The sequence below is a fragment of the Pseudoxanthobacter sp. genome (assembly GCF_036822375.1).
Lineage (GTDB): Bacteria > Pseudomonadota > Alphaproteobacteria > Rhizobiales > Segnochrobactraceae > Pseudoxanthobacter.
Genome location: NZ_DAISHT010000161.1, coordinates 1 through 8,332 on the forward strand (window position 1 = coordinate 1; position 8,332 = coordinate 8,332).

Below are 8,332 nucleotides of genomic sequence, written 5' to 3' on the forward strand. Positions count from 1 at the left end.
CCGACTTCATCTTCATGGTCCGCGACACGTCCTACATGTTCGTGACCGGCCCGGATGTGGTGAAGACCGTCACCAACGAGACCGTGACCTCCGAGGAGCTTGGCGGCGCCAAGATCCACACCTCCAAGTCGTCCATCGCCGACGGCGCGTGGGACAACGATGTGGAGGCCCTGCTGCAGGTCCGCCGCCTCATCGACTTCCTGCCCGAGAACAACCAGTCGGGCGTGCCGTTCTGGCCGACCGAGGATCATGGCCGCCGGCAGGAAGACAGCCTCGACACGCTGGTTCCGGCCAACGCCAACACCCCCTACGACATCAAGGAACTGATCCTGAAGATCGCCGACGAAGGCGATTTCTTCGAGATTCAGGAATCCTTCGCCCGCAACATCGTGACCGGCTTCGTTCGTCTCGAAGGCCGCACGGTGGGCGTCATCGCCAACCAGCCGATGGTGCTGGCCGGCGTGCTCGATTCCGACGCTTCCCGCAAGGCGGCCCGGTTCGTGCGCTTCTGCGACTGCTTCGGCATCCCGATCGTGACCTTCGTCGACGTGCCGGGCTTCCTGCCGGGCACCGCGCAGGAATATGGCGGCCTCATCAAGCACGGCGCCAAGCTGCTGTTCGCCTATTCGCAGGCGACCGTTCCGATGGTGACGGTCATCACCCGCAAGGCCTTCGGCGGCGCCTATGACGTGATGGCTTCCAAGCACATCGGTGCCGATGTCAACTTCGCCTGGCCGACCGCGCAGATCGCGGTGATGGGTGCCAAGGGCGCGGTGGAGATCATCTTCCGTCAGGACATGGGCGATCCGGCGAAGATCGCCGAGCGCACCAGGGAATACGAGGACCGCTTCCTGTCGCCGTTCGTGGCGGCCGAGCGCGGTTACATCGACGAGGTGATCATGCCGCACTCCACCCGCTGGCGCCTGGCCCGCGTGCTGAAGATGCTGGCGTCCAAGAACCCCGACATTCCGTGGCGCAAGCACGACAACATCCCGCTCTGAGGTGTTGCTGCCGGCCGGTGGCGCGCGCATCCGCGCCCCGGCCTTCCTCCGATCCCGCCAGGGGCGCCCACCGGCCGCAGGCCGGCGCATTCCGCCCCTCAACCGTTTGATCCTGGTCATGGCCTCCCCCGGCAGAAACGTCATAAAAGCCGGTGCGTTAGAGGCCACGCCTACCGAGGGCCGCAACCCGTGTTCTCCAAGATCCTGATCGCCAACCGCGGCGAGATCGCCTGCCGCGTCATCAAGACCGCGCGACGGATGGGCATCAAGACCGTTGCCGTCTTTTCCGACGCCGACAAGGATGCGCTGCACGTCGCCATGGCCGACGAGGCCGTGCACATCGGCCCGGCCCCGGCGGCCGAGTCCTATCTGATCATCGAGCGCATCATCGCCGCCTGCAAGAAGACCGGCGCCGAGGCCGTGCACCCGGGCTACGGCTTCCTGTCGGAGCGGGCCGCCTTCGCCAAGGCGCTCAAGGAAGCCGGCATCGTCTTCATCGGTCCGAACCCCCATGCCATCGAGGCGATGGGCGACAAGATCGAATCCAAGAAGGCCGCCAACGCCGCCGGCGTTTCCACCGTTCCGGGCTTCCTCGGCGTGATCGAGGATGCCACGGCGGCGGTGAAGATCGCCAACGAGATCGGCTATCCGGTCATGATCAAGGCGTCGGCCGGCGGCGGCGGCAAGGGCATGCGCATTGCCTATTCCGCCAACGGCGTGGCCGAGGGCTTCGAGCGGGCCCGCTCGGAGGCGAAGTCGTCGTTCGGCGACGACCGCGTCTTCATCGAGAAGTTCATCACCGATCCGCGCCACATCGAAATTCAGGTGCTGGGCGACAAGCACGGCAACGTGATCTATCTCGGCGAGCGCGAGTGCTCCATTCAGCGCCGCAACCAGAAGGTCATCGAGGAAGCCCCGTCGCCGCTGCTCGATGAAGAGACCCGTCGCAAGATGGGCGAGCAGGCCGTGGCGCTGGCCAAGGCCGTGGGCTACGATTCCGCGGGCACCGTGGAGTTCGTCGCCGGTCAGGACCGCTCATTCTACTTCCTGGAGATGAACACCCGCCTGCAGGTCGAGCATCCGGTGACCGAGCTCATCACCGGCATCGATCTTGTCGAGCAGATGATCCGCGTTGCCGCCGGCGAGCCGCTGGCGATCGCGCAGGACGACGTGAAGCTCAACGGCTGGGCCGTCGAGAGCCGCGTCTATGCCGAGGATCCGACCCGTAACTTCCTGCCCTCCACCGGGCGTCTCGTCACCTACCGCCCGCCGGTGGAAGGCGTGTGCGACGGTATCACCGTGCGCAACGACACCGGCGTCTACGAAGGCGGCGAGATCTCGATCTACTACGATCCGATGATCGCCAAGCTGGTGACCCATGCCCCGACCCGCATCGAGGCGATCGATGCGCAGGCGACCGCCCTCGATGCGTTCGCCATCGAAGGCATCCGTCACAACATTCCGTTCGTGTCGGCGCTGATGCACCATTCGCGCTGGCGCTCGGGCGCGCTCTCCACGGCCTTCATCGCCGAGGAGTTTCCGGAAGGCTTCCATCCGGTGCCGCCGACCGGCGAGGAGGTGGATGCCTTCGTGGCCATCGCCGCCATCATCGACCACGGCATGAACCACCGGAAGCGCAAGATCGCGCGTCAGCTGCGCGAAGAGACCTTCGTGCAGTTCGACACCCACCGCGTGGTCGATCTGAACGGCGCCCAGTATCCGGTCGAGATCGTCGACGGTCACGACCCGAAGAACGTGATCATCGAGTTCAGCGGCAAGTCGATCGTGGTCGCCTCGCAGTGGCGCCCCGGCGAGCCGGTGTGGCACGGCACGCTCAACGGTGTTGAGGTGGCGGCGACCATCCGTCCGATCCTCAACGGCGTTCGTCTGGCCCATTCTGGCAAGGAAGCGGCTGCGCGCGTCTATACCCAGCGCGAGGCCGAGCTTGCGCGCCTGATGCCGGAGAAGAAGGCCGCCGACACCTCCAAGCTGCTGCTGTGCCCGATGCCGGGTCTGGTGCGCTCGATTGCGGTGATCGTGGGTCAGGAAGTGAAGGCGGGCGAGCCGCTGGCCATCGTCGAGGCGATGAAGATGGAAAACGTGCTGCGCGCCGAGCGCGATGGCACCATTGCCAAGATCAACGCCAAGGCCGGCGACAGCCTGGCCGTGGACGCGGTGATCCTCGAGTTCGCCTGATCGCAGGCGGCTTGCGGCATTCCGCCGGCGTCCTGCGATGCCGGCGGAAGACCTTGAATGAAAGGCAACCGGCCCGCTTGACGGCGGGCCGGTTGCTGAAATCCGGGGCCGGGCCCTGCGGTCCGGCCAGTGCCGGCTCCGCCCGGACAGGAACGGGGCGCAGGGCGCCCGATGTTCAGACCGGCGCTGACCGCCCGCCCCAATGGCGTGCCCCGCGCCCGGAATCGCGATTGGAGATATCATGACCGATCTCGTGGCTGAGACTTCCAGGCCGGCCGGTGAAGAGGCCGTGTGGCGGACGCTGGTGGACAAGGTGCTGAAGGGCGCCGATTTCGACCGCGTGCTGACCACCCGCACGTTCGACGGTCTGAAGATTGCTCCGCTCTATCCTAAGGCCGAGGGCGATGCGCCGCGCGCGCTGCGCGCCGCAATCGCGCCGTGGACCGTGGCGCAGCGTGTCGATCACCCCGATGCGCGCGAGGCCAATATTCTTGCGCTCGACGATCTGGAGAACGGCACCAGCGGCCTCGTGCTGTCGCTGGAAGGGGCACCTGCTGCGCGCGGCTTCGGTCTGAAGCTCGGTGACCAGCCGTTCGAGACGGTGGACCGCGCGCTTGCCGGCGTGCATCTCGATCTTATTTCCCTGCGCCTTGAAACCGCTCCGTTCGAAGGCCAGATCGGCCGCGAACTGCTGCTGGAGCTGGTTGGTCGCCGCGGGCTGGACCCGACCTCCGTCAGCCTCGATTTCGGCCTCGATCCGCTGGGCGATGCGGTGCGCGCGGGCTTCCTGCCGGCGCCGTGGCCGGTGCTGGCGGAACGTTTCGCCGCCACCGTCGCGGCACTCGACAGCCACGGTTTCCGCGGTTCTGCTGCCACCGTCGATACCCGCGCCCATCATGAGGCCGGGGCGGCGGAAGCACAGGAACTGGCGGCCGCGCTTTCCGCCGGTGTCGCCTATCTGCGGGCGCTCGAGGCCGGCGGCGTGCCGCCGGAAGTCGCCCGCGAGCGGCTCTCGTTCCTGCTGGTGGCCGATGTCGAGGAGTTCCTCACCATCGCCAAGTTCCGCGCCTTCCGCCGCCTGTGGGCCGGCGTCGAGCGTGCCATCGGACTGGAGCCGAAGCCGGTGCGCCTGCTGGCGGAAACGGCATGGCGCTCCACCACCCGGCGCGATCCGTGGGTCAACCTGCTGCGCGGCACCATCGCGGCGTTCTCCGCCGCCGTTGGGGGCGCCGATGTGCTGACGGTGTTGCCCTATACCGCGCCGCTCGGCCTTGCCGACAATTTCGGCCGTCGTCTGGCCCGCAACACCCAGACGATCCTCGCCGAGGAATCGAACCTGTGGCGCGTGGCCGACCCGGCTGCCGGTGCGGGCGGCTTCGAGACGCTCACCGACGAGCTGACCGCTGCCGCGTGGGCGCTGTTCCAGGAAATCGAGGCAGAAGGCGGCCTGCCGGCGGCGCTGGCCTCCGGCTCCTGGCAGAAGCGGCTGGCCGCGACCCGCACCGAGCGTGCGACCGCGGTTGCCCGCCGCAAGGTGCAGATCACCGGCACCAGCGAATACCCGAACCTGCTGGAAACGCCGGTCACCGTGCTGGCGCCGGCCCCCGCGGCCGCCCCGGCGGAGAAGCCGGCGGAGAAGCCGGCGGATGCCGTGGCGATCGAGCCGTTCGCCTTCCCGCGTCTGGCCGAGCCGTTCGAGGTGCTGCGCGACGCGGCGGATGCGTTCGTTGCTTCCGGCAAGGCAGCGCCGAAGGTTTTTCTGGCGGGCCTCGGTTCGCCCGGTTCGTTCAACGGCCGCGTCGGCTTTGCCCGTTCGGCCTTCGAGGCCGGCGGCCTGCCGGTTTCCGGCAACGAGACGAAGAGCGATATCCTCGCTCTCGTGCAGGCCTTCAAGGAAGCCGGCGCGTCGGTCGTCTGCCTGTGCGGCAGCGACGAGACTTATGCTGCGCCGGCGGACGGCACGGAAGGCGGCCTTTCCACCGCCGCCACCGCGGCGGCTGCTTTCACGGCGGCGGGTGCCGCCGTCGTGACGCTTGCCGGCAAGCCCGGCGACAACGAAGCGGCGTGGCGGGAGGCCGGCGTGAAGGAGTTCCTGTTCGCCGGCGACAATCTCGTCGCCTTCCTCACCCGCGTTCAGAGCGTCGTCGGCATTGCCGGCGCGACCACTCTTTGAGGCAAAGGAGCCCGGTCGATGTCCCGTATCCCGGATTTCTCGACGCTCGCATTCGATCCCGCAGCCGCGACCCCGGCGGTTGACCCGGCTGCCGGCGTGGCGCCGTGGGCGACGCCGGAAGGCATTGCGGTGAAGCCGTTCTACACCGCCGCCGACCGCGCCGGCCTCGGTTTCGCCGATACCTTCCCGGGCATCGCGCCGTTCGTGCGCGGCCCTTATCCGACGATGTACGTCAACCAGCCGTGGACCATCCGCCAGTATGCCGGCTTCTCCACGGCCGAGGATTCCAACGCCTTCTACCGTCGCAATCTGGCGGCGGGCCAGAAGGGTCTGTCGGTGGCCTTCGACCTCGCCACCCATCGCGGCTACGATTCCGACCATCCGCGCGTGGCCGGCGACGTCGGCATGGCCGGCGTGGCGATCGATTCCATCTATGACATGCGCACGCTGTTCTCGGGCATTCCGCTCGACCGCATGAGCGTGTCGATGACCATGAACGGCGCCGTGCTGCCGATTCTGGCGCTCTACATCATCGCGGCGGAAGAGCAGGGCGTTTCGCCCGATAAGCTCGCCGGCACGATCCAGAACGACATTCTCAAAGAATTCATGGTGCGGAACACCTATATCTATCCGCCCGCACCTTCGATGCGCATCATTTCCGACATTTTCGCCTATACTTCGGCGAACATGCCGAAGTTCAACTCCATTTCCATCTCCGGTTACCATATGCAGGAAGCCGGGGCGACGCAGGATCTGGAGCTGGCCTATACGCTCGCCGACGGCGTGGAATATATCCGCGCCGGCATCGCGGCCGGGCTGGATGTCGATGCCTTTGCCCCGCGCCTGTCGTTCTTCTGGGCGATCGGCATGAACTTCTTCATGGAAGTGGCGAAGATGCGCGCCGGCCGCCTGCTGTGGTCGGAACTGGTGGCGAAGTTCAATCCGAAGTCGGCGAAGTCGCTGGCGCTGCGCACCCACTCGCAGACCTCCGGCTGGTCGCTGACGGCGCAGGACGTGTTCAACAACGTCACCCGCACCTGCATCGAGGCCATGGCGGCGACGCAGGGTCACACCCAGTCGCTGCACACCAACGCCCTCGACGAGGCGCTGGCGCTGCCGACCGACTTTTCCGCCCGCATCGCCCGCAACACCCAGATCGTGCTGCAGCAGGAATCGGCCACCACCAAGATCATCGATCCGTGGGGCGGCTCCTACTATATCGAGCGGCTCACCGCCGAGATCGCGGACCGCGCCCGCGCCCACATCGCCGAGGTCGAGGCGCTGGGCGGCATGGCCAAGGCGATCGAAGAGGGCATTCCGAAGCTGCGCATCGAGGAGGCCGCGGCCCGCACGCAGGCCCGCATCGATGCCGGCAACCAGTCGGTGATCGGCGTCAACCGCTACCGCCTCGACGACGAGCCGCCGCTCGACGTGCTGAAGGTCGATAACTCGGCCGTGCGCGCCGCCCAGATCGAGAAGCTGCAGCGCCTGCGGGCCGAACGCGACAGCGTGGCCGTGGAAGCCGCCCTTGCCGCCCTCACCGAGGCGGCCGGCTCCGGTACCGGCAACCTGCTGGGGCTGGCCGTGGAAGCGGCCCGCGCCAAGGCGACGGTGGGTGAAATCTCGATGGCGCTGGAAAAGGTCTATGGCCGCCACACCGCGACCATCCGCACCATCTCCGGCGTCTACGAGAAGGAAATCGGTGCCGATAACTCCGCCACCGAGCGCGCCCGCCGCCTCGTGAAGGAGTTCGAGCACGATTCCGGCGGCAAGCCGCGCATCCTCGTCGCCAAGATGGGACAGGACGGTCACGACCGCGGCCAGAAGGTGGTGGCCTCGGCCTTCGCCGACCTCGGCTTCGATGTCACCATCGGCCCGCTGTTCGCCACGCCGGAGGAGACGGCCGACCTGGCGCTGAAGGAAAATGTGCAGATCGTCGGCGTCTCGTCGCTCGCTGCCGGCCATCTGACGCTCGTGCCGGCGCTGAAGGCGGCGCTGGCTGAGCGTGGCCGTCAGGACATCATGATCGTGGTCGGCGGCGTTATCCCGCCGCAGGACTTCGATGCCCTGCGCGAGGCCGGTGCGGCGGCGATCTATCCGCCGGGCACCGTCATTCCGGAAGCCGCTGCCAATCTGCTCGACGAGCTGAACCCCCGTCTGGGCTATGCCCAGCGGGCGCCGGAAGACTATGTCTGAGCGACATTACAGGCAGGCGGCCTGCCGCCTGCCACGCCGCCCGGCCCGTGCCGCGCTGTCGGGGCGCAGTGTCAGGGGCCGGGACCCTGAATTCGTGCCCGAAGGGATCAGCATATGATCGGACGCCTCAATCATGTCGCCATTGCCGTGCCGGATCTGGCTGCGGCGACCGCGCTCTATGCCGGTCCGCTGGGCGCGGCCGTCTCCGCTCCGCAGGCCCTGCCGGAGCATGGCGTGACGGTGGTTTTCGTGCAGCTTCCCAACACCAAGGTGGAACTGCTGGAGCCGCTCGGCGCCGATTCGCCCATCGCCGGCTTCATCGCCAAGAACCCCGCGGGCGGCATTCATCACCTGTGCTTCGAGGTCGATGACATCCGCGCGGCCCGCGACCGGCTGACCGCCGAGGGCGCGCGCGTGCTGGGCAGCGGCGAGCCGAAGACCGGCGCCCACGGCCTGCCGGTGCTGTTCCTGCATCCGAAGGACTTCAACGGCACGCTGATCGAGCTGGAAGAAGTCGGCGCGGGTCACTGAGCGTCGTCTGCCGTCGCCGGTCGCCCGCAAGAGGCGCCGGCGACAGCCCCCGGCCCCGGAAGACGCGGGGTTGCCGCTGAACCGACGGGCAGGGGAGGGCCCGGGGCCGCGGGGCGTATCGCTTTCTCTCGCCGCAGTTTGCTGCGGTCCGGAATTTGCTAAAATTCCTTTGGCAATTTTCGCAACATGGCCGGTGCGATGCGCAAGAAACTCTTTGCCGGGCAGGCCCTGCGCC

5 protein-coding genes are annotated in these 8,332 nt (G+C 67.6%); all 5 read left to right on the forward strand.

Annotated features, from left to right (window positions below):
• A partial coding sequence (locus tag V7067_RS13375) for a carboxyl transferase domain-containing protein (RefSeq protein ID WP_334176402.1) occupies positions 1-1,001 on the forward strand: 1,001 nt, incomplete at its 5' end.
• 189 nt (positions 1,002-1,190) lie between these two features.
• Positions 1,191-3,197 carry an acetyl/propionyl/methylcrotonyl-CoA carboxylase subunit alpha gene (locus tag V7067_RS13380; RefSeq protein ID WP_334176403.1) on the forward strand — a complete coding sequence of 669 codons (2,007 nt, stop codon included), beginning with the start codon at positions 1,191-1,193 and terminating at the stop codon, positions 3,195-3,197.
• A 241-nt stretch (positions 3,198-3,438) separates the two neighbouring features.
• Positions 3,439-5,370 carry a methylmalonyl-CoA mutase family protein gene (locus tag V7067_RS13385; protein ID WP_334176404.1) on the forward strand — a complete coding sequence of 644 codons (1,932 nt, stop codon included), beginning with the start codon at positions 3,439-3,441 and terminating at the stop codon, positions 5,368-5,370.
• An 18-nt stretch (positions 5,371-5,388) separates the two neighbouring features.
• Complete coding sequence (gene scpA / locus V7067_RS13390; RefSeq protein ID WP_334176405.1) at positions 5,389-7,566, forward strand: methylmalonyl-CoA mutase; 2,178 nt, start codon at positions 5,389-5,391, stop codon at positions 7,564-7,566.
• 114 nt (positions 7,567-7,680) lie between these two features.
• A complete protein-coding gene (gene mce, locus V7067_RS13395) occupies positions 7,681-8,097 on the forward strand; it encodes a methylmalonyl-CoA epimerase (RefSeq protein ID WP_334176406.1) in 417 nt (138 codons plus the stop codon).
• Positions 8,098-8,332 lie beyond the last annotated feature (235 nt).